This window comes from Acinetobacter junii (assembly GCF_018336855.1).
Taxonomy (GTDB): domain Bacteria; phylum Pseudomonadota; class Gammaproteobacteria; order Pseudomonadales; family Moraxellaceae; genus Acinetobacter; species Acinetobacter junii.
The window spans coordinates 3,060,920-3,084,622 of sequence record NZ_CP059558.1 but is presented as its reverse complement, the minus strand read 5'-3'; the positions used below and the strand labels follow the sequence as shown (position 1 = coordinate 3,084,622).

The window sequence follows — 23,703 nt, the reverse complement described above, 5'->3', positions numbered from 1 at the left end:
TTTTTTATGTCGAGTAAATTTATGCTAATTGCACAGTTAGAGCGTCGTAGCCTTATTCTCTTTGATCTCGATGGAACACTTGTTGATTCTGCAGCAGATTTGTACCGTGCGATGAATCTCAGTTTGGAAAAACTAGGATTTCCATTAGTCACGGAAGTGCAGATTCGAGCTTGGGTTGGAAAAGGCGCTGCAAAGTTGTGTGAAACGGTGCTTGATCATTTATTTGGAGATGCTAATCCAGAGCAACTCAATCATTTACTTGATACATTTGTTGAAATTTATGCGCAGGAATTATGTGTCGACACGAAAGTATATGCAGGGGTGTTGGAATTTTTACAGTATTGTCAAACACATCAAATAACGATGGCATGTGTAACCAATAAGCCTGAACACTTGGCTCGAGGTATTCTCGATCTTTTGGGATTGAGTGCTTATTTTAAAATGGTAATTGGTGGTGATAGTTTAGCTGAGCGCAAACCACATCCGTTGCCATTGTTACATTGTATGCGGCAGCAAAATGCTCTGGCTTCTGAAACCTTGATGATTGGCGATTCAAGTAATGATGTTGAAGCGGCAAGACGTGCAGGTATAGATTGTATTGTGGTCAGCTATGGCTATAATCATGGAGAAAGTATCTATGACTGCCAACCACAACAAGTGATAGACAGTTTGGCAGAATTGGTAGATGAAGATCAGGTGAGGAGAAGGGCATGAAAATGAGTATGGTTTTTCGATGGCGGGATTAAAGCAGCATTAAAACTAAACGCAGATTAAATCGAAACCATAGAGAATATTCATGACGACCTTAGTACAATTCGAACAGTTAAAATCTTTAGGCTACAACACTATTCCTGTATACCGTCAACGTTTAGCGGATACCGAAACTCCGCTTTCTGTTTTCGCGCGCTTCAAAGAACACAAACAAGCATATTTGTTTGAGTCTGTTGAAGGTGGGGAGAACTGGGCGCGTTATTCCATGATTGGGTTGGGAGAGTCGACAGTTTTTTCTTGCAATGCAGGAATCTTGACTATTCAACAGTTGGATGGTTCTGTTATTCAACAAGAATGTAGTGATCCATTCCAATATATACGTGATTTTCAAAAACAATTTAAAGTGCCGACTCAAAATGAGTTGCCTGATTTACCAAGTTTTACTGGTGGTTTAGTTGGTTATCTTGGTTATGATGCAGTTCGTTATATTGAACCTAAACTTAAAAATGTACCAACAGCCGACCCTGTGTCTTTACCCGATTTATGGTTAATGCTATCTAAAACAGTTATTGTTTTTGATAATTTGAAAGATACGTTATTTTTGATTCATCATGCTGATGTGAGTCAAGAAAATTCCTATCAACAGGCACAACAAAAATTAGATCAACTTGAACAATTACTTGCAACACCTGTAAGTCTGCAAGCAAAGCCGCATTCTGCTCCTCATTTTGAATCTATTACAGGTAAAGAGAAGTTCCTTGCAACCGTTGAAAAGGTAAAAGAGTACATTCGTGCCGGTGATGTGATGCAGGTGGTACCTGGCCAGCGTATGGTTTCTGATTTTGATGGTGAAGCATTACAGGTTTATCGCGCACTCCGTCATTTAAACCCTTCACCTTATTTATTCTTGGTGCAAGGACAAACACTGACGGATCAGAAGCCTTTTCATATTGTTGGTTCATCTCCTGAGATTTTGTCTCGTTTGGAGAATGGTATCGCAACAGTACGTCCTTTAGCAGGTACTCGACCACGTGGTAAAACCAAAGAAGAAGATTTGGCTTTAGAGCAGGATTTATTGGCTGATGAAAAAGAAATTGCAGAACATTTAATGCTGATTGATCTTGGACGAAATGATGTTGGTCGGGTTTCAAAGATTGGTAAGGTTCAAGTCACTGATCGTATGGTGATTGAGCGCTACTCACATGTGATGCATATCGTGTCAAATGTTCAGGGTGAGGTTCGAGATGATATCGATGCACTTGATGTATTTAAAGCAACATTCCCTGCGGGCACACTTTCGGGTGCACCTAAAATTCGTGCAATGGAAATCATTGATGAAGTAGAACCAGTTAAGCGTGGTGTATTTGGTGGTGCTGTTGGATATTTGGGTTGGCATGGTGAAATGGATATGTCGATCGCGATTCGTACCTGTGTGATTCGTGATAAAAAAGTATATGTGCAAGCTGGAGCAGGGCTTGTTGCAGACTCAAATCCAGAATCAGAATGGAATGAAACCCAAATAAAAGCTCGCGCAGTGATCAAAGCGGTTGAATTATCATCAAATGGTTTGATTTTATGAGTTTTTCGCAGTTTTTATAAAAAAACTGCTTGCATAGCCTGAGAGTTTTGCTAAACTGCACACCGTTCCGATACGAAACGTACGAAACACTAAGAAACGCCGGCATAGCTCAGTTGGTAGAGCAACTGACTTGTAATCAGTAGGTCCACAGTTCGAATCCGTGTGCCGGCACCATCTTAATGTAGTAGAGTGTTAGAGTGAAGAACAGCACTGTGTAAGTGTGATATGGTGAGATTCCCGAGCGGCCAAAGGGGGCAGACTGTAACTCTGTTGCGAAAGCTTCGAAGGTTCGAATCCTTCTCTCACCACCATCTAGCTTCGATTGAAGTGGTTAAGTACCAACGCGCGGGAGTAACTCAGTTGGTAGAGTGGCAGCCTTCCAAGCTGCATGTCGCGAGTTCGATCCTCGTCTCCCGCTCCATCGAAGAGATCGCTCTTATAGCTCAGTGGTAGAGCACTCCCTTGGTAAGGGAGAGGTCTCGAGTTCAAATCTCGATAAGAGCTCCAGATATACAACTTGGTAGAATTTCTACAAAGATTTAAAAAGAAGCAGGCTATTATAGTCTGCTTTTCAAGTATTAGGTGTCTAGTTTTTTAGGCGAATGTCGATAAAGAAAGTTTTTCAGGGTTGTTTTTCTCTAAACTGGTGTCGACGTAAACGAGGAAAATCAAATGGCTAAGGCTAAGTTTGAACGTAATAAACCACACGTAAACGTGGGTACAATTGGTCACGTTGACCATGGTAAAACAACTTTAACTGCTGCGATTGCAACAATTTGTGCAAAAACTTACGGCGGTGAAGCGAAAGATTACTCACAAATCGACTCTGCTCCTGAAGAAAAAGCACGTGGTATTACAATTAATACATCACACGTAGAATACGATTCTCCAATCCGTCACTACGCTCACGTAGACTGCCCGGGCCACGCCGATTATGTTAAAAACATGATTACTGGTGCTGCTCAGATGGACGGCGCGATCCTTGTGTGTGCTGCGACTGATGGTCCAATGCCACAAACTCGTGAACACATCCTTCTTTCTCGTCAGGTAGGTGTACCTTACATCATCGTATTCTTAAACAAGTGTGACCTTGTTGATGATGAGGAATTACTTGAATTAGTAGAAATGGAAGTTCGTGAACTTCTTTCTACTTATGACTTCCCAGGTGATGACACTCCAATCATCCGCGGTTCAGCTCTTCAAGCATTAAATGGTAACGACGGTCCTTACGGCGAAGCTTCTGTTCTTGCACTTGTAGAAGCGCTTGACTCTTACATCCCAGAACCAGAGCGTGCAATCGATAAAGCATTCTTGATGCCAATCGAAGACGTATTCTCTATCTCTGGTCGTGGTACAGTAGTAACTGGTCGTGTAGAAGCTGGTATCATCAAAGTTGGTGAGTCTGTTGAAATCGTTGGTATCCGTGATACTCAAACGACTACAGTTACTGGCGTTGAAATGTTCCGTAAACTTCTTGACGAAGGTCGTGCGGGTGAGAACTGTGGTATCTTACTTCGTGGTACTAAGCGTGAAGACGTACAACGTGGTCAAGTACTTGCTAAACCAGGTACAATCAAGCCGCACACTAAATTCGATGCAGAAGTATACGTACTTTCTAAAGAAGAAGGTGGTCGTCATACTCCATTCCTTAACGGTTACCGTCCACAGTTCTACTTCCGTACAACTGACGTAACTGGCGCGATCAAATTACAAGATGGCGTAGAAATGGTAATGCCTGGTGACAACGTAGAAATGTCAGTAGAGTTAATCCACCCGATCGCAATGGACCCAGGTCTACGTTTTGCGATCCGTGAAGGTGGTCGTACTGTAGGTGCTGGTGTTGTTGCTAAAGTAACTGCATAAGCCCAATACTGTGTTACACTCAAATCGGAAGCTTCGGCTTTCGATTTGCTTAATAGGTCAGTAGTTCAATTGGTAGAGCGTCGGTCTCCAAAACCGAATGTTGGGGGTTCGAGTCCCTCCTGGCCTGCCACTTTTTTTAAATAAAAAAGCTTGATTCTGGCTAAGTTGTCATATAATAAGTCGCGAATTCAACGACGAGTAAAAAAATGTCGAATGATAAATCGCGTGACGCATTAAGCGACGCGCCAATCCCTCAAAGAAATAATGCAGAAGTTGTAAGTTCAGGTTCGCCATTGGATGCTGTCCTGTGGTTGGTTGCTATTGCTTTGCTAATCGGTTCTGCATTGGTAAATCAGCATTTACCTGCCTATTGGGCACCTGCAAATGATATTTGGGTGCGCGTTGGGGTAATTTTGGCTTGTATCGTTGTCGCTTTAGGTTTATTATACGCCACCCATCAAGGTAAAGGCTTTGTGCGCTTGTTGCAAGATGCACGAATTGAACTGCGTCGAGTGACTTGGCCGACGAAACAAGAGACGATCACCACTTCGTGGCAGGTGCTCTTGGTAGTAATTATTGCATCTCTAGTGTTGTGGTGCTTTGATTATGGGTTAGGTTGGTTTATTAAGTTAATTATCGGGTAAGAGCGCCATGAAACGTTGGTATATTATTCATGCCTATTCAGGCTTTGAAAAACAAGTGTTGCGTTCGCTTAATGAACGTATTCAACGTAGCACGGTAGCTGACAGCTTTGGTGAAGTCCTAGTTCCTACTGAAGAAGTAGTTGAAATGAAGGATGGTAAGAAACGTAAATCTGAACGTAAATTCTTTCCAGGCTATGTGTTAGTCGAAATGGAAATGAATGATGATACTTGGCACATTGTAAAAGAATGTCCAAAGGTTCTTGGTTTTATCGGCGGTACGCCAGAAAAACCAGCGCCAATCACACAACGTGAAGCTGATGCGATTCTTGCTCGTGTACGTAATACTGGTGAAGCGCCGCGTCCTAAGACGATGTTTGAACCAGGTGAAGAATTGCTCGTTATTGATGGTCCGTTCACTGACTTTAAAGGAGTCGTGGAGGAAGTTCAGTACGAAAAGTCACGTTTAACGTTGACGATTAATGTATTTAATCGACCAACTCAAGTTGAACTTGAATTTCGACAAGTCGAAAAAACAGTTTAATTTCAGTTGTTTGAAAAGCGCCCGATTTGATCGGGCATTGTTGTTGTAATGTTTCGGCATTACTTATTTTTTTGGGGAGCCTAACGGCGTCTGTACCCAGAGGTAATTTCAATGGCTAAGAAGATTGACGGCTATATCAAGCTGCAAGTTCCAGCTGGTAAAGCGAATCCATCTCCACCAATTGGTCCTGCTTTAGGTCAACGTGGTGTAAACATCATGGCATTCTGTAAAGAATTCAATGCTGCTACACAAAAACTTGAAGTTGGTTTGCCAATTCCTGTCGTGATTACTGTGTACAACGATAAGTCGTTCACTTTCATCATGAAAACTCCACCTGCATCTATTCTTCTTAAGAAAGCTGCTGGTATTCAAAAGGGTTCTTCTGTACCTAACAAAACTAAAGTTGGTAAGTTGACTCGTGCTCAATTAGAAGAGATTGCGACTACTAAAGAACCAGATTTAACTGGTGCTGATTTAGACGCTCGTGTGCGTACCATTGCTGGTTCTGCACGTTCTATGGGCTTGGAAGTGGAGCTATAAGACATGGCAAAGTTAACTAAACGTCAAAAAGCCATTGCTGCTGCTGTAGAAGCAAACAAAGTTTATACTTTGGAAGAAGCAGTACAAGTTCTTAACAGCCTTCCAGCTGCGAAGTTCAAAGAATCTTTAGATATCGCTGTAAACCTTGGCGTAGATCCACGTAAATCTGATCAGGTTGTTCGTGGTGCGACTACTTTACCAGCAGGTACAGGTAAAACTGTACGTGTTGCAGTATTTGCTCAAGGTGCTGCTGCTGAAGCTGCGAAAGCTGCTGGCGCTGATATCGTTGGTTTTGATGATCTTGCTGAAAGCATTCAAGGTGGAAACCTTGATTTTGACGTAGTAATTGCTGCTCCTGATGCAATGCGCGTTGTTGGTAAGCTTGGTACTATTCTTGGTCCACGTGGTTTAATGCCAAACCCGAAAGTGGGTACGGTTACTCCAGACGTTGCTAACGCAGTTAAAAATGCTAAATCTGGTCAAGCACGTTACCGTGTTGACAAAGCGGGTATCATCCACGCTGCGATCGGTCAGCTTGGCTTTAGCGAAGAAGCTGTACGTCAAAACGTTGAAACTTTAATTGCAGACTTGAAAAAATTAAAGCCTGCTACTTCTAAAGGTGTATACGTTAAAAAGATCACTTTAAGCTCAACTATGGGTCCTGGTCTTACTGTTGACGTAAACAACGTTTCTAAGTAATTAGACAGAATTTTAAAGCCTCAGACTCTTTTTTTTAAAGAGTTTGAGCAAACTTTGAATTGATAAATGAATATTTATCAGCGTCAAAGACCTCAGGTGAGAAGTGTTTTCGAACATTTTTCTTAATCTACCAGCCTGAGTAGACGTGGTGGTGTGATTTGTTCCTCCTCCACGTGTAAGTCGAAAGGCTTACGAATTGGGAGTGCGTCTGTATAGATGCATAAATCACCGTTAGGAGGTTTTACAATGGCTCTTCTTATCGAAGGCAAAAAACAGATCGTTGCAGAAGTAAGCGAAGTTGCTTCTAAAGCGTTTTCTGTTGTTGTGGCTAACTATCAAGGTTCAAGCGTAGAGCAATTAACAACACTTCGTGTTGAAGCTCGTAAGTTAGGTGTGACGACTCGTATCGTTCGTAACACTTTGGCTAAGCGCGCATTAGAAGGTACTCAATTCGATATCTTAAATGACAACCTTGTTGGCCCAACCATTCTCGGTTTCTCTACTTCTGAAGATGACATGGGTGCAGCTGCACGCTTGTTCGAAGAATTTGCGAAAACTAACAAAGCATTTGAACTTAAAGCTGCTGCATTTGATGGCAAGGTTTATCAAGGTGCTGAAGTTAGCGTTATTGCAAATCTTCCGAACCAAGAAAAAGCGCTTACTATGCTTGCGTCTGTTCTTCAAGCTCCTATTTCGAAATTGGGTCGCCTCATTACAGCGCTCAAAGAGAAAAACGAGTCAGAAGCAGCTTAATCCTATTTTCACACCATTCAATATCCATTTGGAGTTATTCTCATGGCTTTAACAAACGAAGAAATCTTAAACGCAGTTGCTGAAAAAACAGTTCTTGAACTTGTTGAATTAATTTCTGCTTTCGAAGAAAAATTTAACGTATCTGCTGCTGCTGTAGCTGTAGCTGCTGCTCCAGGCGCTGGCGCTGCTGCTGCTGAAGAGCAAACTGAATTCAACGTTGAGTTGACTTCTTTCGGTGCTAACAAAGTTGCTGTAATTAAAGCAGTTCGTGAAGCTACTGGTCTTGGTCTTAAAGAAGCTAAAGACCTTGTTGAAGGCGCTCCAGCTGTTCTTAAAGAAGCTGTTTCTAAAGAAGAAGGCGAAGAGCTTAAGAAGAAGCTTGAAGAAGCTGGTGCTACAGTTACACTTAAGTAATTCTGTAGGGAGTCGATTTTTTTATAATCGGCTCCAAAAAATGGCTGATGGCTCTTGGGTCATCAGCCTTTTTGCGTTACAATAATCGGCTCGTTTTTTGTTAGTTTTGCATATTTCGTGCAGATTTTTATAGAAAACAAATAAAATCAAATGCTTACCAATATTTTTTTGCTTATAAAAATATTGTTAAGCGTTTTGATACCACTAAAAATTGCAGCATTTGTAAACAGTGGTGGCCATATCGGCCTGCGTAATTCCTTCTAGGCCCGTTCTGCAGGCGGGCTTAGTTTACTTTCCGAGGACTCCAGATGGCATACTCATATACCGAAAAGAAACGGATCCGTAAGAATTTTGGTAAATTGCCCCACGTAATGGAAGCACCGTACTTACTTTCGATTCAGGTCGATTCGTATCGTACATTCTTACAAGGTGGTAAAACTCCAAAAAATCGCGAAGATATCGGTCTCCAAGCCGCATTTCGTTCAGTTTTTCCTATTGAAAGTTATTCTGGCAATGCTGCTTTAGAATTTGTTGAGTATAGCCTTGGTAAACCCGAGTTTGACGTGCGTGAATGTATTTTACGTGGTTCGACTTATGCGGCACCAATGCGCGTAAAAATTCGTTTGATCATTAAAGATCGTGAAACGAAATCAATCAAAGATGTTCGTGAACAAGAAGTGTACATGGGCGAAATGCCGCTCATGACCGACAACGGTACTTTCGTTATTAACGGTACTGAACGTGTAATCGTATCTCAATTACACCGTTCACCAGGCGTATTCTTTGATCATGATAAGGGTAAAACACACTCAAGCGGTAAAGTGTTGTATTCAGCACGTATTATTCCTTACCGTGGCTCATGGTTAGATTTTGAATTCGATGCAAAAGATTTAGTTTTCGTACGTATTGACCGTCGTCGTAAATTGTTGGCGACTGTAATCTTACGTGCCTTAAATTATAGCAATGAACAAATCTTGAATTTGTTCTATGAAAAAGTACCTGTATATCTTGATATGGGTAGCTATCAAATTGACCTCGTTCCAGATCGCTTACGTGGTGAAATGGCGCAATTTGATATCTTGGACAATGATGGTAAAGCAATCGTTGAACAAGGTAAGCGTATTAATGCACGTCATGTACGTCAAATGGAAGCAGCTAACTTAGCTAAGCTTTCTGTACCTGATGAATATTTATATGAGCGTATTACAGCTGAAGACATCACACTTAAGAATGGTGATGTGATTCCTGCAAATACCGTACTTAGCCATGAAATTATGGTGAAATTGGCTGAGGGTGGTGTTAAACAATTTAACATCCTATTCACTAATGACATCGATCGTGGTTCGTTCATTGCAGATACATTACGTGCAGATACAACAACAGGTCGTGAAGAAGCGCTTGTTGAAATCTATAAAGTAATGCGTCCAGGTGAACCACCGACAAAAGAAGCAGCAGAGAACTTATTTAATAACTTATTCTTCTCTTCTGAACGTTATGACCTTTCTCCAGTAGGTCGTATGAAGTTTAACCGTCGTTTGGGTCGTCCTTACGAAGTGGGTACTGATCAGAAGTCGCGTGAAGTTGAAGGTATTTTATCGCATGACGATATCATTGATGTACTTCGTACATTAGTTGAGATCCGCAACGGTAAAGGTGAAGTCGACGATATCGATCACTTGGGTAACCGTCGCGTACGTTCTGTTGGTGAAATGACAGAAAACCAATTCCGTGTTGGTTTAGTTCGTGTTGAACGTGCTGTTAAAGAGCGTTTAAGCCAAGCTGAAACTGATAACTTGTCTCCACAAGATTTAATCAACGCGAAACCAGTTGCTGCGGCCATCAAAGAATTCTTTGGTTCAAGCCAATTATCTCAGTTCATGGACCAAAACAACCCATTATCTGAGATTACACATAAACGTCGTGTATCTGCGCTTGGTCCTGGTGGTTTGACACGTGAACGCGCAGGCTTCGAAGTGCGTGACGTACATCAAACTCACTATGGTCGCGTTTGTCCAATTGAAACACCTGAAGGTCCAAACATTGGTTTGATCAACTCGCTTTCTGTCTATGCTAAAGCGAATGACTTCGGTTTCTTGGAAACACCATACCGTAAGGTTGTAGACGGTCGTGTGACAGATGAAGTTGAATATTTATCTGCAATTGAAGAAGTAGGCACTGTCATTGCACAAGCCGACTCAGCAGTGGATAAAGATGGCAACTTGACTGAAGAAATGGTTTCTGTACGTCATCAAGGTGAATTCGTACGTATGTCGCCTGAGCGCGTAACACATATGGACGTTTCTGCACAGCAGGTTGTTTCTGTTGCAGCGTCATTAATTCCATTCCTTGAACACGATGACGCAAACCGTGCATTGATGGGTTCGAACATGCAACGTCAGGCTGTTCCTACACTTCGTGCTGACAAACCACTTGTCGGTACGGGTATGGAAGCAAACGTAGCACGCGACTCAGGTGTATGTGTGATCGCGGGTCGTGGTGGTGTAATTGAATATGTTGATGCATCTCGTATCGTTATTCGTGTGAACGAAGATGAAATGATTGCAGGTGAAGCAGGTGTAGATATTTACAACCTGATCAAATATACACGTTCAAACCAAAATACATGTATTAACCAAAATGTCATCGTAAACTTGGGCGACAAAGTTGCTCGTGGCGATATTTTGGCTGACGGTCCATCGACTGACATGGGTGAACTTGCGCTAGGTCAAAACATGCGCGTCGCGTTCATGACATGGAACGGTTATAACTATGAAGACTCGATCTTACTTTCTGAGCGTGTGCTTCAAGAAGACCGTTTAACGTCGATTCATATTCAAGAATTGTCATGTGTAGCGCGTGATACTAAGTTAGGTGCAGAAGAAATTACTGCTGATATACCTAATGTCGGTGAAGCTGCACTGTCTAAACTTGATGAGTCAGGTATTGTTTATATCGGTGCTGAAGTTACTGCAGGCGATATTCTTGTTGGTAAGGTAACACCTAAAGGTGAAACTCAGTTAACACCTGAAGAAAAACTACTTCGTGCAATCTTTGGTGAAAAAGCGGCTGACGTAAAAGATTCATCTTTACGTGTTCCGTCAGGCACTAAAGGTACAGTGATTGACGTTCAAGTCTTCACACGTGATGGTTTAGAAAAAGATGAACGTGCGCAAGCAATTGAGAAAGCTCAGCTTGATGCATACCGTAAAGACTTGAAAGAAGAATACAAAATCTTCGAAGAAGCAGCACGTGAGCGTATTGTTCGTTTGTTGAAAGGTCAAGAATCTAACGGTGGTGGTTCGACTAAACGTGGTGAGAAGCTTTCAGAAGATATGTTGTCTGGTCTAGAGTTAGTTGATCTACTTGAAATCCAACCAACAGATGAAGCAATTGCTGAGCGTTTAACTCAAATTCAAGTGTTCTTGAAAGAAAAGAGCCATGAAATTGATGAAAAATTTGCTGAGAAGAAACGTAAACTTTCTACAGGTGATGAGTTAACAACTGGTGTATTGAAAGTTGTTAAGGTTTACCTAGCAGTTAAACGTCGTATCCAACCTGGTGATAAGATGGCGGGTCGTCACGGTAACAAGGGTGTTGTATCAAACATCTTACCAGTTGAAGATATGCCACATGATGCCAATGGTGTGCCAGTTGATATCGTATTGAACCCACTCGGTGTACCATCGCGTATGAACGTGGGTCAGATTCTTGAAACTCACTTAGGTATGGCAGCAAAAGGTTTGGGTGAGCAGATTGATAAAATGCTCAAACAACAACGTACAATTGCCGAGTTACGTTCATTCCTTGACAAGATTTATAATAAAGTGGGTGGTGAGCAAGAACAGCTTGACACACTAACTGACGAAGAGATCTTGAAGCTTGCAGGTAATTTACGTGCTGGTGTGCCTTTGGCAACTCCAGTATTTGATGGTGCTGAAGAGTCACAAATCAAAGAGTTACTTGAGCTTGCAGAGTTACCACGTTCTGGTCAACAAATCTTGTTTGATGGACGTACAGGTGAACAGTTTGATCGTCCAGTAACTGTCGGTTACATGTACATGCTTAAGTTGAACCACTTGGTTGACGATAAGATGCATGCACGTTCAACTGGTTCTTACTCACTTGTGACACAACAACCGCTTGGTGGTAAAGCACAATTCGGTGGTCAGCGTTTCGGTGAGATGGAAGTATGGGCACTTGAAGCATATGGTGCAGCATATACCCTCCAAGAAATGCTCACTGTGAAGTCGGATGACGTCGAAGGTCGTACACGCATCTATAAGAACATTGTAGATGGAAACCATTATATGGATCCGGGTATGCCTGAATCGTTCAACGTATTGACCAAAGAGATCCGTTCTTTAGGTATCAACATTGAACTGAAAAATGGTGACTAATTAGCCATTAATCCTCCTAGTTTTCACTCAAAAAGAGTGGGGGCTTCCCTCCTGAGAAAAGGAGGGGTTGAGGGAGGATTGTTCAGTTAAAAAACAATATTTGTGACCCAGTCAGGTAAGCCTAGCTTCCTGACACACGGAGAAAAAAATTGAAAGACTTGCTCGATATCATGCGTAAGAAAACGGATTCAGAAGGTCATGCACCGATTGAATTTGACCGTATCCGTATTGGTCTTGCGTCACCAGAGATGATTAAGTCATGGTCTCACGGTGAAGTTAAAAAGCCTGAAACCATTAACTACCGTACTTTTAAACCTGAACGTGACGGTTTGTTCTGTGCCAAAATCTTTGGTCCAGTAAAAGATTACGAATGCTTGTGTGGTAAATACAAGCGTATGAAATATAAAGGCGTCATTTGTGAAAAATGTGGCGTTGAAGTAACGACTGCTAAAGTTCGTCGTGAACGTATGGGTCACATTGAACTTGCTTCTCCAGTTGCACACATTTGGTTCTTGAAATCATTACCGAGCCGTATTGGTTTACTTCTTGATATGACATTACGTGATATCGAGCGCGTATTGTATTTCGAATCTTATGTCGTTACTGATCCTGGTATGACTCCGTTTGAAAAGTATCAACTTTTAACGGATGAAGAATACTACAATGCACTTGAAGAGCACGGTGATGAATTCACAGCGAAAATGGGTGCAGAAGCTGTTCAAGACTTGTTAAAAGACATTGATCTTGAAGCTGAAATTGCTCGTTTACGTGAAGAGATTCCACAAACGACTTCAGAGACGAAACTTAAAAAAGCGTCTAAACGTTTGAAGTTGATGGAAGCATTCAAAGAATCAAACAATAAGCCTGAATGGATGGTGATGAATGTACTTCCAGTACTTCCACCAGATTTACGTCCGCTTGTACCACTTGAAGGTGGTCGTTTCGCGACTTCAGACTTAAACGATCTATATCGTCGTGTGATTAACCGTAACAACCGTTTGAAACGTCTTCTCGACCTTGCTGCACCAGACATTATCGTACGTAACGAAAAACGTATGTTACAAGAGTCTGTTGATGCATTGCTTGATAACGGTCGTCGTGGTCGTGCGATTACAGGTTCGAACAAACGTCCATTGAAATCTTTGGCTGATATGATCAAAGGTAAACAAGGTCGTTTCCGTCAAAACTTACTTGGTAAACGTGTTGACTATTCTGGTCGTTCGGTAATTACTGTAGGTCCTACTTTACGTCTTCACCAATGTGGTCTTCCGAAGAAAATGGCGCTTGAATTATTCAAACCATTTATTTTCGCGAAACTACAAGCATCTGGTCAAGCAACAACCATTAAAGCTGCGAAGAAAATGGTTGAGCGTGAGACTCCAGAAGTTTGGGACGTTCTTGCTTCTGTAATTCGTCAACATCCAGTGATGTTGAACCGTGCGCCAACACTTCACCGTTTAGGTCTTCAAGCATTTGAACCGATTCTGATTGAAGGTAAGGCGATCCGTCTTCACCCACTCGTATGTGCTGCGTTTAACGCCGACTTCGATGGTGACCAAATGGCGGTACACGTTCCATTGACATTGGAAGCGCAGCTTGAAGCTCGTGCATTGATGATGTCAACAAACAACATCTTGTCACCTGCAAATGGTGAACCAATCATCGTTCCTTCTCAGGACGTTGTATTGGGTCTTTACTACATCACACGTGATGCAGTAAATGCCAAAGGTGAAGGCATGGTGTTTGCGGATACTCACGAAGTAAACCGCGCATTGGCAACGGGTAAGGTAGCGATTCACGCACGTGTAAAAGTACGTGTACACCAAACTGTGATCAATGAAAATGGTGAACGTGAACAGCAAACGATTATCGTTGATACAACACCAGGTCGTTGCTTACTTTGGGAAGTTGTTCCACAAGGTTTAAGCTTTGATATGATCAACCTTGAGATGACTAAAAAGAACATCTCTAAGTTAATCAACTCTTGCTACCGTAAACTTGGTTTGAAAGATACTGTTATCTTCGCTGACCAATTGATGTATTTGGGCTTCCGTCAAGCGACGCGTTCAGGTGTATCTGTTGGTATGGAAGACATGCTGATCCCACCAACGAAACAAGTCATTATTGACAAAGCTGAAACAGAAGTTCGTGAAATCGAACAACAGTTTGAGCAAGGTTTCGTAACTGCGGGTGAGCGCTATAACAAAGTGGTCGATATTTGGGCGCGTACCAATGACCAGGTTGCGAAAGCAATGATGGATAACTTGTCTTACACACTTGTTAAAAACAAGCAAGGTGAAGACGAGAAGCAGAAATCATTCAACAGTATCTACATGATGTCTGACTCGGGTGCCCGTGGTTCGGCAGCTCAGATTCGTCAGTTAGCAGGTATGCGTGGTTTGATGGCGAAGCCAGATGGCTCGATCATTGAGACACCGATTAAAGCAAACTTCCGTGAAGGTTTGACAGTACTTCAGTACTTCATTTCAACACACGGTGCGCGTAAAGGTTTGGCCGATACAGCTTTAAAAACAGCAAACTCTGGTTACTTGACTCGACGTCTAGTAGACGTAGCACAAGACTTAGTAATTACTGAACCTGACTGTGGTACAGCGGGTGGTTTAGTGATGACTCCATTCATTCAAGGTGGTGATGTCATCGAGCCATTACGTGACCGCGTATTAGGTCGTGTAACGGCTGAAGATGTACGTCGTGCATCTGATGATGAAGTTGTATTACCTCGCGGTACGCTTATTGACGAGAAAATCGCAGCTCAGCTTGAAGAAGCGGGTGTCGATGAAGTTAAAGTACGCTCAGTAATTGCATGTGAATCTACATTCGGTGTGTGTGCTCGTTGTTATGGTCGTGACCTTGCACGTGGTCACTTGGTGAATCCAGGTGAATCAGTCGGTGTAATGGCTGCTCAGTCAATTGGTGAACCTGGTACACAGTTAACGATGCGTACGTTCCACGTTGGTGGTGCTGCGAGCCGAACTTCTGCTGCGAACAGCGTTCAAGTACGTAACAAAGGTACTGTACGTTTCCACAATGTGAAAACTGTACAACATGCCAAAGGTCACTTAGTGTCAGTTTCTCGTTCAGGTGAAATTGGTATTGCGGATGACTTAGGTCGTGAGCGCGAGCGTTATAAACTTCCTTACGGTGCCAGCATCTTGTTGAAAGATGGTGAGACTGTAGAAGCTGGCGGTATCGTAGCGACTTGGGATCCACATACACATCCACTTGTTACAGAAGTTGCGGGTAAAGCACGTTTCAGCCAAATCGCTGATGGTGTAACTGCTACCTCTAAGACTGATGATGCAACAGGTATGACGACTGTTGAAATCTTACCAGTAACAGCACGTCCTGCTTCTGGTAAAGATTTACGTCCTGCGATCGTGTTGGATACAACAGATGGCGGCGAACAGTTCTACTTCTTGCCACAAAATACAATCGTGACTGTCCGTGATGGTGAAACGATTGGTGTGGGTGATGTAATCGGTCGTGTACCACAAGAATCTTCACGTACTCGTGATATTACCGGTGGTCTTCCACGCGTTGCAGACTTGTTTGAAGCACGTAAACCAAAAGAGCATGCGATTTTGGCAGAAGTGTCTGGTATCGTAAGCTTTGGTAAAGAGACCAAAGGTAAGAACCGTTTAGTGATCACACCTGATGATGGTTCAGAGATCTACGAAGAGTTGATTCCTAAATGGCGTCAAATCAACGTGTTCGAGGGTGAGCATGTAAACCGTGGTGAAACCATTTCTGATGGTCCACAAAACCCACATGACATCTTACGTTTGAAAGGCGAAGTTGCTTTAACAAACTACATCGTGAACGAAGTTCAAGACGTTTACCGTCTCCAAGGTGTAAAAATCAACGATAAGCACATTGAAGTCGTCGTACGTCAAATGTTGCGTAAAGTTGAAATCACTGATGGTGGCGATACAAGCTTTATTAAAGGCGAACAAGTGGATTACATCCGTGTTGTTCAAGAGAACCAAGCTGTCTTGGCTCAGAACAAGTTCCCTGCGAAGTTTGAACGTCAATTGATGGGTATTACTAAAGCGTCGCTTTCTACTGACTCGTTCATCTCTGCTGCATCGTTCCAGGAAACAACACGTGTGTTAACTGAAGCGGCTGTAACAGGTAAAGAAGATGATTTACGTGGCTTGAAAGAAAACGTTGTTGTAGGTCGTTTGATTCCTGCTGGTACAGGTCTTGCGTATCACCTAGAACGTCGTCGTCAAGAAGCGGAAGCTGCTGAGTTTGAACTTCACAATGATTTCAGTGAAGTTGATCAAGCGTTCAGCCAAGCATTAAATTCAGATCAATTCTAATTATGAGTTGATTCAAAAAAAGCACCTTCGGGTGCTTTTTTTATTGGTTTAAGATTGAGTTTAAATTTACAAATATTAAAGTATTAGCTAACTCAAATTACATAACATGATCAAAGTCCACATAAAAGAAGATTATTATTTTTAACATACAGAACAGGAGAGTATCCGTCATGAAAAAAACAATTGGTGTTGTTTCCGCTTTAGTCATATCAACGGTTATGTTTACAGGTTGTCAAAATATGAGTGCATCAGACCAGCGTATCGGTGCAGCAGCCTTAGGTGGTGCAGTAGGTGGTGGTGTTGGTAACCATGTTGGTGGTGGTCTAGGTGCGGGTGTAGGGGCGGCAGCTGGTGCTGGTGTAGGAGCAAATACCCAAGGTGGTAGTAGCCGTACGACTACAAGTAGTGCAATTGGAGCAGGTATTGGTTCGGTTGTAGGTAAAGCGTTATTAGGTGGTGATTCTGGTGCTGCAATTGGTGGTGCGATTGGTGGTGGTGCAGGTGCTGCCATCCAAGAAAAGAAATAATCTCTAGTTTCTTAAACCAAAATGCCTGTGATTCCTTACAGGCATTTTTTATCTAGCTATATAGATTAGGTAGTAGCTTTAGCCTTTTTTCTACGAATGTATAAGGTTTTCTCGACTTCTGCGATCCGAGTACCAGCTTCATCCACAATATTTAAAGTATATGATCGGAGTACAGGTTCGTGATTTTCAGCTAATCGTTTAATTTCGCTAATTTCTTCTGCGCTGATCCGAATATCAGCATAAACAGTGCTTCGACCTGGTGATAAAAAATTGATTGCAGCACTTTTATCCCACACAATGTATTTGTTTCCCAAATGATGCATCAAAATAAGCATATAAAAGGGATCAACCATAGAGTACAAGCTGCCACCAAAATGTGTTCCAACGATATTTCGATTTTTTCGTGTAAGCGGCATTTTGATTCGAATGAAATAATTGTCGAGATCAATCGTTTCAATTGCAATTCCTGCACCGCGATAGGGTGAGTAATGATTGATCATAAATTTTGAAACGGCTGGAATGGTTCGAATTTTTTTGAAAAAGTTTTTCATGGTCAATTTTTTTTCTGATAACTCTATTCATACTCCATAAGTATCATTTTTATTGTATCGCTGGCAATGGCTGTTTAGTTGACCAAGCCACTTGAAAACAAAATGGGAAAAATTATGCAACCACAAGTAAAAACTGTCACAACTTCTGATCAGCAAACACTGTGTGTGAAGACATGGGGCGATGAGAAAAAAACACCATTGGTTTTAGTACATGGTTATCCAGATAATCAGGAAGTTTGGGAGCCAATTATTGAAAAGCTCGTCAATGATTATTTTATTGTAACTTATGATGTGCGTGGTGCAGGTTTATCTTCTATTCCAAAACGTATCAAAGACTATCGTCTACCGCGTTTGTCATTAGATTTACAAGAAGTGGTAGATCAAGTTTTACCAAATCGTAATTTCCATATGGCAGCCCATGATTGGGGTTCATTACAATCTTGGGAATCGGCAACTGAGCCTAAACTTAAAGGTCGTTTGTTGTCTTATACAACGATCTCTGGTCCTTGCTTAGATCATGCTTCTTTATATTTGCGTGAAAAGTTCAAATCAGCGCCAGCAAATGTTCTGAAAATGCTGACAAAGTCATGGTATATAGGCGCATTCCATTTACCACTCATTGCACCTACAGTTTGGACTTTCTTCAGTCCAGAAAAATGGGGCAAAATCTTGAATGGACTAGAGAAAAAACAAGATTTACCATTAAATGCAAATATTGTTGCAGATGGTAAATACGGGATTAACTTATATCGTGCAAACTTTATTCCTTCTTTAACTCAACCGCGTCAACGTTATGCGCAATGCCCAGTACAAGCGATTGTATTGCGTCGCGATGCATTTGTTAGCCCAGAATATATTACTGAGTCTATGCCGAAGTGGGTTGAAAATTTTGAATATACAGAACTCGATGCGAATCATTGGGCTGTCATCAGCCAACCTGCGAAAATTGCTGAACTTATTCGTGGTTTTATTCAGCGTCAGGCTGCTTAAGATTGAACGATATTTAACAATAAAAATCACATAAGATTTACGCACTTTATTCGGCGATATTTTCAGCTTCATCTCAATGAATCTGCTAGAATGTCGCCTTTCTTTTGCTCCTACTTTTTTCATGAATGCTGTCGTAATCGCGATTGCCGTGATGTTTATACTGTCACTGGCACGAGTTTCTGTTGTTCTCACTTTAGTGATTTCAGCCATTATTGGTGGTTTAGTTGCAGGTTTGAGTCTTTCCCAAACTGTGGAAGCATTTAATGCTGGTTTAGGTGATGGTGCTGAAGTTGCCTTAGCCTATGCAGTATTAGGTGCGTTTGCTTTAGCACTTTCTAAATCAGGTTTACCTGACTTACTTGCGCATAAATTGATTGGTTTACTGGGCTTTGAAGCAAGTAAAAATCAAGAAAAAAAGGTGAAGTATCTTTTATTAACTATTTTGTTAATTGCAGCAATCTTTTCGCAAAACTTAATCCCAGTTCATATCGCTTTTATCCCTGTACTGGTACCTCCATTGCTGAAAGTCATGAACCATCTAAAATTGGATCGTCGTGCGGCAGCATGTGTGCTAACGCTTGGTTTAGTGGGAACATATATTTTCCTGCCTGTTGGTTTTGGTGCGATTTTCCTTGAACAGATTTTGATGGGAAATATTAACAAAATTGGTGCAGCATATGGTTTGCATGTCGAACGCAGTATGATGCCGATTGGAATGGCTATTCCTGTTTTAGGAATGGTTCTTGGTACGCTTGTGGCAGTGTTTGTGAGTTACCGTAAGCCACGAGAATATGTAGATCGTACAATCACAACGGTAAAAACTATTGATTTAGATAAACCATTGCGTACAACATCTCAAGTTGAGCATGATCTCAAAGCCGATGCTGAAGAGCTTCGACATGAAGCAGAAAATGTACCGACAATTTCTAAGAAAACCATGTTTATGGCTTTGCTTGCAATTGTACTGACTCTGGTTGCACAACTGTATTCTGGTTCTATGATTCTAGGTGGATTGGTTGGATTTGCTGTGCTATCCGCTTCTGGAATTTTTAAATGGCAAGATGCGGATGATGTTTTTGTGCAAGGCATGCGGATGATGGCATTGGTAGGCTTCATCATGATTTCTGCTGCTGGATTTGCATCAGTCATGACGCATACAGGCGATATTAATCAATTGGTAAATGGTGTGGTCAATATCATTGGTGATAATCATGCATTAGCTGCATTTCTGATGTTATTTATCGGCTTATTTGTCACGATTGGGATTGGATCGTCTTTTTCGAGTGTGCCTGTATTGGCTGTTATTTATGTACCGTTGTGTGTGCAGTTTGGATTTTCGCCATTGGCGACGATTGCATTGATCGGTACAGCTGCGGCTTTGGGAGATGCAGGATCACCAGCATCGGATTCAACTTTGGGACCAACGGCTGGTTTAGGTGTGGACGGTCAACATGATCATATTTGGGATACGGTTGTTCCAACATTTATCCATTTTAATATTCCTCTTTTGATCTTTGGCTGGATTGCAGCCATGATTCTATAATAATCTTTCTAAATAAAGGCCCTGATTAAGGGCCTTATTTTTTGTGAATTAAATCACGTATTTTATTTATTTAATATCTTGGTTATCTGATTTTAAAATAATTAGGTGACATTTTTCGTCTCTTTTTTATTCTATTTAAATAATAATTACTTTATATTAAAAAATATGGTTTTGTTATTTTGAAGTAAACTTAAATTCTATTTTTTAAATAAATTTACCTATCTTTATTAATGGCTAATTCTGACAAAATAGCTAGGTTTTATAGGTATTTATCTTGACTTAAATGGTCTGGATTAAAGTTATATTACATATTTTAACAATTATATTTTTTTGTTATTCAATGGATTAGGTAAATAATTAAAATAGTCGGATTTTATCTCTATTGCATAATAATGTGAACTGGTGTTTATTATATTGGACAAGAACATAATTTTTTAAATGAGGTTATTTAAATGTTAAATAAAGTTTTAGTGGTCGCATTATTGGGGTTATCTTCAACTGCATTTGCAGGAGGTTTTCAAATTAAAGTGGGTGCGAGTTTAATTGACCCAACAGCAGATACAACGCTTGCACCTGGTGCTACGGTAAAAGGGGATCATGAATTTGCATTTACACCGTCAGTTGAATATTTCTTTGGTGATACACCGTTTTCTGCTGAAGTGTTATTAGCTAATCCTATTAATCACGATGTTTTATTAAATGGTGAAAAGGTTGCAAGTGTGCGCCAATTACCGCCAACAATTACAGCAAAATATAATTTTAAAAATTCAACTCGTTTCACGCCTTATATCGGTGTCGGTGGTACAGCATTTATTGCATGGCATGAAAAAGGCGTGGCGGATGACGTAAAAAATGCATACGGTGTTGCAGGTCAGTTAGGTTTCAATTTCCAACCTGCTGATGCGAAAAACTGGGGTGTGTACTTTGATGCACGTTATGCAGACATTAGCCCTAAAGTTAAATTAGTTGATGGTACTAAATTTAAATTAGACTTGAATCCAATGGTCTATACCCTCGGTTATAGCTATAAATTCTAAGTCATCTAGTTGTGCAAGCCTCACATTATGTGGGGCTTTTTTTATATTAAAAACCTACATAAAAATTAAAAAACTGCTCTTATTATAAATAGAATTCACTATATTTATGTGTGATTTGATATGAAATTTAAATTAGGGTGTATTGGGTTTATTTTGTTTCCATTATTTATTTCATCTGTGGAAGCTGCTAGTTTTCCATGCCATCAAGCAAAATCAACGGTTGAACATCAGATTTGTAATCAACGAGAATTAAATGATGCCGATGTAAAGTTGGCAACAACTTATCAAATTATCTTGCATGCTCTTCCAATGGGAGGGCGTGATGCTGAAAAAGATAAGCAGTTTCAATGGTTGAAACAGCGTAATCGTTGCGGTGCCAAAACATTATGTTTGAGTAAAGCGTATTTACAAAGACAACAACAACTTGATCGTATCCTACAAGATCGCGTGTTGAGTCAGGGACCTTTTTAGCTCACGTAAATTTGAGTGATTTAGATAAAAAATTGCATTTTAAGGATTGAAAAATTTTAGTTATACACCATTCATAGATCATTCCAAATTGATAAGCCTCACAAATAAGGAGTGATTTATGAGTGAACAAGCATCACAAAATTATAGTTTCCAAGCTGAAGTTGCTCAGTTATTGCATTTAGTGACGCATTCTCTCTATTCAAACCCAGAAATTTTCTTACGTGAACTCATTTCGAATGCATCAGATGCATGTGATAAATTACGTTTTGAGGGAATTAATCATCCCGAATATTATGAAAATGATCCAAATTTACGAGTGCGTCTGACTTTAGACAAAGAAAATAAAACGCTTACAATTTCAGACAATGGTATCGGTCTAAGCCAACAAGAAGCGATTGATAATCTAGGTACGATTGCAAAATCAGGTACAAAAGATTTTATGTCTAAGTTGACTGGTGATCAGAAAGCAGATGCGCAATTGATCGGTCAGTTTGGTGTTGGTTTTTATTCAGGTTTTATTGTTGCGGATAAAATCACTGTCGAATCTCGTCGTGCTGGTTTAGCTTCAACTGAAGCGGTACGTTGGATTAGTGGTGGAACAGGTGAGTTTGAGGTTCAAAGCATTGATAAAGCAACACGCGGTACAGATATCATCTTGCACCTACGTGATGATGCACTGGATTATTTAGAATCTTGGAAAGTAAAACAAATCGTTAATAAATATTCTGACCATATTAGCTTGCCAATCGAAATGCAAAAAGAAGTCTGGCAAGAGGAAGAGACTGCTGAGGGCGAAGAGCCTAAAGGTGGTCAAATGGTCAAAACAGATGAATGGGAAGCGATTAACTCTGCGAGTGCATTATGGACACGTAGCAAGAGTGAAATTACTGAAGAGCAGTACATCGAGTTTTACAAAAATTTAAGTCACGACTTTGCAGAACCATTGGCTTGGGCACATAACCGAGTTGAGGGAAGTACTGAATATACGCAATTGTTGTATATCCCAAGTCAAGCGAAACAAGATTTATTTACCCGTGAAGCAAAAGCTGGCATTAAGCTATATGTGAAACGTGTTTTCATCATGGATGAAGCAGATAATTTGATTCCAAATTATTTACGATTTGTACAAGGTGTCGTGGATAGTGCTGATTTGCCATTGAACGTCAGCCGAGAGTTATTGCAAGAAAGCCGTGATGTTAAAACTATTCGTGAAGGGAATGCACGCCGTGTATTAACCTTATTAGATAGTTTAGCTAAATCTGAAGATGAAAAAGATCAAGAGAAATTCAAAAAATTCTATGCGGAATTTGGATCTGTATTAAAAGAAGGTCTAGGCGAAGACTTTGGTAATCGTGAGCGCATTTTAAAATTATTGCGTTACGCAACGTCGACTAATGATGAGGTTGTTACGTCTTTTGCTGACTACAAGTCGCGTATGAAAGAAGGTCAGAAGGCTATTTATTATGTGACGGCTGAAAGTTTGAGTGCTGCTAAAAACTCTCCTCAACTTGAAGTATTTAAGAAAAAAGGCATTGAAGTATTGCTGATGGCAGATCGTGTTGATGATTGGGCGATGAATTTTGTCCATGAGTTCGATGGTACGCCATTACAGAATGTTTCAAAGGGTGCTGTTGACTTAGGCGATTTACAAGATGCTGAAGAGAAAAAAGCGCTTGAAGAGGCAGCTGAGCAGTTTAAACCTGTCGTCGATCGCTTGAGTGCTTCACTCAAAGAGAAAACTAAAGAAGTCCGTGTTACTACACGGTTGGTGGATTCTCCAGCATGCTTAGTCACTAGTGAGGGTGAGCTTTCACCTCAGTTGGTACGTATGCTTAAACAAGCAGGACAAGCAGTTCCAGAGATTAAGCCTACCCTTGAAATTAACCCTGAACATCCACTGGTGAAAAAGTTAGAAAGTTCAGAGCAATTTGATGACTTAGCCAATGTGATTTTTGATCAGGCTGTTATTGCAGAGGGTGGTTTACCTGAAGATCCAGCAGCATATGTAAGACGGATCAATAGCCTACTATTGAAGTAGTTTTATCTCATCTGATAGCAAAAAACCTCTAATCACTTAGAGGTTTTTTGCTATGGATAAAC

At 40.9% G+C, this 23,703-nt stretch carries 18 protein-coding genes and 5 tRNA genes; 22 read left to right on the top strand and 1 reads right to left on the bottom strand.

The features are described from left to right. Nucleotides 1-21: 21 nt before the first annotated feature. From H2677_RS14275 to H2677_RS14195, 17 genes are all read left to right on the top strand, one after another. Nucleotides 22-714 (top strand): phosphoglycolate phosphatase, encoded by a 693-nt coding sequence (locus H2677_RS14275; RefSeq protein ID WP_212638800.1) that lies wholly within the window; start codon nucleotides 22-24, stop codon nucleotides 712-714. A gap of 82 nt (nucleotides 715-796) precedes the next feature. Beyond that, a complete protein-coding gene (gene trpE, locus H2677_RS14270; protein WP_212638799.1) occupies nucleotides 797-2,290 on the top strand; it encodes an anthranilate synthase component I in 1,494 nt (497 codons plus the stop codon). A gap of 98 nt (nucleotides 2,291-2,388) precedes the next feature. Next, nucleotides 2,389-2,464 (top strand) — tRNA-Thr (locus H2677_RS14265). A 53-nt stretch (nucleotides 2,465-2,517) separates the two neighbouring features. Continuing rightward, nucleotides 2,518-2,601, top strand: a tRNA-Tyr gene (locus tag H2677_RS14260). A gap of 34 nt (nucleotides 2,602-2,635) precedes the next feature. Then, nucleotides 2,636-2,711: transfer RNA gene (locus H2677_RS14255), tRNA-Gly, on the top strand. A gap of 11 nt (nucleotides 2,712-2,722) precedes the next feature. Further along, a tRNA-Thr gene (locus tag H2677_RS14250) sits at nucleotides 2,723-2,797 on the top strand. A 165-nt stretch (nucleotides 2,798-2,962) separates the two neighbouring features. Beyond that, entirely contained in the window at nucleotides 2,963-4,153 is a 1,191-nt protein-coding gene (gene tuf, locus H2677_RS14245) for an elongation factor Tu (protein WP_004913952.1), read from the top strand. 54 nt (nucleotides 4,154-4,207) lie between these two features. Continuing rightward, nucleotides 4,208-4,283 (top strand) — tRNA-Trp (locus tag H2677_RS14240). A gap of 76 nt (nucleotides 4,284-4,359) precedes the next feature. Next, the gene (gene secE / locus H2677_RS14235) at nucleotides 4,360-4,797 is read left to right on the top strand and encodes a preprotein translocase subunit SecE (RefSeq protein WP_004674339.1); all 438 of its coding nucleotides are present in this window, start codon (nucleotides 4,360-4,362) and stop codon (nucleotides 4,795-4,797) included. A gap of 7 nt (nucleotides 4,798-4,804) precedes the next feature. Continuing rightward, on the top strand, nucleotides 4,805-5,338 hold the full coding sequence (gene nusG / locus H2677_RS14230) for a transcription termination/antitermination protein NusG (RefSeq protein ID WP_004916944.1): 534 nt from the start codon (nucleotides 4,805-4,807) through the stop codon (nucleotides 5,336-5,338). 111 nt (nucleotides 5,339-5,449) lie between these two features. After that, complete coding sequence (rplK, locus tag H2677_RS14225) at nucleotides 5,450-5,878, top strand: 50S ribosomal protein L11 (RefSeq protein ID WP_004637639.1); 429 nt, start codon at nucleotides 5,450-5,452, stop codon at nucleotides 5,876-5,878. 3 nt (nucleotides 5,879-5,881) lie between these two features. Then, nucleotides 5,882-6,577 (top strand): 50S ribosomal protein L1, encoded by a 696-nt coding sequence (gene rplA / locus H2677_RS14220; protein WP_004916940.1) that lies wholly within the window; start codon nucleotides 5,882-5,884, stop codon nucleotides 6,575-6,577. Nucleotides 6,578-6,823: 246 nt separating this feature from the next. After that, nucleotides 6,824-7,330 (top strand): 50S ribosomal protein L10, encoded by a 507-nt coding sequence (gene rplJ / locus H2677_RS14215; RefSeq protein WP_004957403.1) that lies wholly within the window; start codon nucleotides 6,824-6,826, stop codon nucleotides 7,328-7,330. Between the two features lie 42 nt (nucleotides 7,331-7,372). Then, the gene (rplL, locus tag H2677_RS14210; RefSeq protein WP_004916934.1) at nucleotides 7,373-7,744 is read left to right on the top strand and encodes a 50S ribosomal protein L7/L12; all 372 of its coding nucleotides are present in this window, start codon (nucleotides 7,373-7,375) and stop codon (nucleotides 7,742-7,744) included. Between the two features lie 308 nt (nucleotides 7,745-8,052). Beyond that, a complete protein-coding gene (gene rpoB / locus H2677_RS14205) occupies nucleotides 8,053-12,141 on the top strand; it encodes a DNA-directed RNA polymerase subunit beta (protein WP_004957405.1) in 4,089 nt (1,362 codons plus the stop codon). 149 nt (nucleotides 12,142-12,290) lie between these two features. Continuing rightward, complete coding sequence (gene rpoC, locus H2677_RS14200; RefSeq protein ID WP_004916929.1) at nucleotides 12,291-16,484, top strand: DNA-directed RNA polymerase subunit beta'; 4,194 nt, start codon at nucleotides 12,291-12,293, stop codon at nucleotides 16,482-16,484. Between the two features lie 170 nt (nucleotides 16,485-16,654). Further along, a complete protein-coding gene (locus H2677_RS14195; RefSeq protein WP_004916926.1) occupies nucleotides 16,655-17,011 on the top strand; it encodes a hypothetical protein in 357 nt (118 codons plus the stop codon). A 65-nt stretch (nucleotides 17,012-17,076) separates the two neighbouring features. Here H2677_RS14195 and H2677_RS14190 read toward each other — a convergent pair whose 3' ends face one another. Next, complete coding sequence (locus H2677_RS14190) at nucleotides 17,077-17,562, bottom strand: DUF4442 domain-containing protein (RefSeq protein WP_004957412.1); 486 nt, start codon at nucleotides 17,560-17,562, stop codon at nucleotides 17,077-17,079. Nucleotides 17,563-17,676: 114 nt separating this feature from the next. Between H2677_RS14190 and H2677_RS14185 the strand changes: the two genes are divergently transcribed. The 5 genes from H2677_RS14185 to htpG all read left to right on the top strand — a co-directional run bounded on the left by H2677_RS14185 (nucleotide 17,677) and on the right by htpG (nucleotide 23,641). Then, nucleotides 17,677-18,552, top strand: coding sequence for an alpha/beta fold hydrolase (locus H2677_RS14185; protein WP_212387911.1), 876 nt, complete (start codon nucleotides 17,677-17,679; stop codon nucleotides 18,550-18,552). 121 nt (nucleotides 18,553-18,673) lie between these two features. Then, nucleotides 18,674-20,095 carry a Na+/H+ antiporter family protein gene (locus tag H2677_RS14180; protein WP_020899659.1) on the top strand — a complete coding sequence of 474 codons (1,422 nt, stop codon included), beginning with the start codon at nucleotides 18,674-18,676 and terminating at the stop codon, nucleotides 20,093-20,095. A gap of 452 nt (nucleotides 20,096-20,547) precedes the next feature. Then, a complete protein-coding gene (locus H2677_RS14175; RefSeq protein WP_212638798.1) occupies nucleotides 20,548-21,132 on the top strand; it encodes an OmpW/AlkL family protein in 585 nt (194 codons plus the stop codon). A gap of 120 nt (nucleotides 21,133-21,252) precedes the next feature. Beyond that, on the top strand, nucleotides 21,253-21,603 hold the full coding sequence (locus tag H2677_RS14170) for a lysozyme inhibitor LprI family protein (RefSeq protein ID WP_042892076.1): 351 nt from the start codon (nucleotides 21,253-21,255) through the stop codon (nucleotides 21,601-21,603). Nucleotides 21,604-21,721: 118 nt separating this feature from the next. Continuing rightward, nucleotides 21,722-23,641: a molecular chaperone HtpG gene (htpG, locus tag H2677_RS14165; RefSeq protein WP_212638797.1), complete on the top strand. Its 1,920-nt coding sequence runs from the start codon at nucleotides 21,722-21,724 to the stop codon at nucleotides 23,639-23,641. Nucleotides 23,642-23,703 lie beyond the last annotated feature (62 nt).